This window comes from Collinsella sp. SGI.095 (assembly GCF_050314535.1).
Classification (GTDB): Bacteria; Actinomycetota; Coriobacteriia; order Coriobacteriales; family Coriobacteriaceae; genus Collinsella.
In genome coordinates, this window is sequence record NZ_JBNPNG010000049.1 from 1 (window position 1) to 1447 (window position 1447).

The 1447-nt window shown below is 64.9% G+C and carries 2 protein-coding genes; both read left to right on the plus strand.

All coding sequences use genetic code 11. The features are described from left to right. The first annotated feature begins 45 nt into the window (after positions 1 to 45). Positions 46 to 537: a transposase gene (locus ACQRCA_RS08380; protein WP_427719882.1), complete on the plus strand. Its 492-nt coding sequence runs from the start codon at positions 46 to 48 to the stop codon at positions 535 to 537. Then, positions 534 to 1409, plus strand: coding sequence for an IS3 family transposase (locus ACQRCA_RS08385; RefSeq protein ID WP_427719883.1), 876 nt, complete (start codon positions 534 to 536; stop codon positions 1407 to 1409). The genes ACQRCA_RS08380 and ACQRCA_RS08385 overlap by 4 nt, the downstream gene beginning before the upstream one ends. Positions 1410 to 1447 lie beyond the last annotated feature (38 nt).

Genomic DNA, 1447 nt, shown 5'->3' on the forward strand with positions numbered 1-1447 from the left:
TGAACTGCCTCCCATTTCTTGGACATGAGAAATGGGAGGCTTTTTATGCGTGTCGACTTGAGGGTGAAGCACGACATCGAGGCCAGGAAGGCGGCGATCGGGCTCTTCGAGCGAGGCCACGGCTCCGAGTCGGCGGCGAAGGCGCTGTCGGTCCCGCGCGACACCGTGAGACAATGGCTCTACGTATACCGGTCGTTCGGAAGCGAGGTGCTGCTATCCATGGACGGCAAGCAGACCAGGTACACATACGAGCAGAAGGTCGCCGCCGCCTCCGCCGTCGTCGACGGCGGCATGGGCAAGCGGGACGCCATGAAGGCGTTCGGGGTCATGTCCCTGGCGCCGCTCAAGAGATGGTGCGCGCTCTACCGCGAGGGCGGCGCCGAGGCGCTCAGGCCCAGGCCCAAGGGCCGGCCGAGCGGTTCCAAGGCGAGGCCGCGCACGCGCGAGCAGGAGCTCGAGGAGCGCTGCCGAAGGCTCGAGACCGAGGTGGCCTACCTAAAAAAATTGCGTGCCCTGGTCGAGAGGGACGGACTCTGACCAGGGCGAAGGTCGAGGCCGTGAGCGCCCTGCGCGAAGAGGGGTACGGGCTGGGGTGCCTGCTGGAGTGCGCCGGCCTGGCGAGGTCGAGCTACTACTACGCGCTGTCGCACCCGAAGGCTCCCACCAGGCCCGAGCTCTGGGAGGCCGCCGCCGAGATATTCTCGCGCACGGCCAACGGGTGCGGCCACAGGCAGATCGCCATGTGCCTGCGCGCCGAGCAGGGCGTGCGCATAGCCTACAAGACCGTGCTGAAGATGATGCGCGAGATGGGCATCAGCTGCGGGATCCGCCGCGAGACCGACTACCACAGGTACAACTCGTACAGGGGCAAGGTCGGAAAGACCTTCGAGAACGTCATCGGGCGCGACTTCGCCGCCGACGGGCCGTGGGAAAAGATGGGCACCGACGTCACCGAGTTCAAACAGCCCTGGGGCAAGGCCTACTTCGCGCCGGTCTACGACTTCGGCAGCAAGGAGATCGTCGCCTGGTCCACGTCGCTGCACCCCAACATGGCTCAGCAGCACGAGCTGCTCGACCAGCTCGTGTCCAAGAAGCCCAAGGGCTCCAGGCCGATCCTGCACTCGGACATGGGCTGGCAGTACCAGCAGGCCGGTTGGTGCAGACGGTTGGAGGAGGCCGGCGTGGTGCAGAGCATGTCCCGGAAGGGCAACTGCATCGACAACGGCGCGACGGAGCAGGTGTTCGGCCACATCAAGGACGAGTTCTTCCGCGGAAGGACGTGGCCGGACTTCGAGTCCTTCAAGGCGGACCTCGACGACTTCGTGGTCCATTGGAACACGAGGAGGCGCCAGGTTAAACTGAAGGGACTGACCCCGGAGGAGTTCCGGAGACAGTCCCTTGCGGCGTAGTTCTTATTTAAGCCGTCCAAGTTTTGGGGTGCAGTTCA

Coding starts and splice junctions, on each gene's coding strand:
- ACQRCA_RS08380 (WP_427719882.1), top strand. CDS start 46: ATGCGTGTCGACTTGAGGGTGAAGCACGACATCGAGGCCAGGAAGGCG.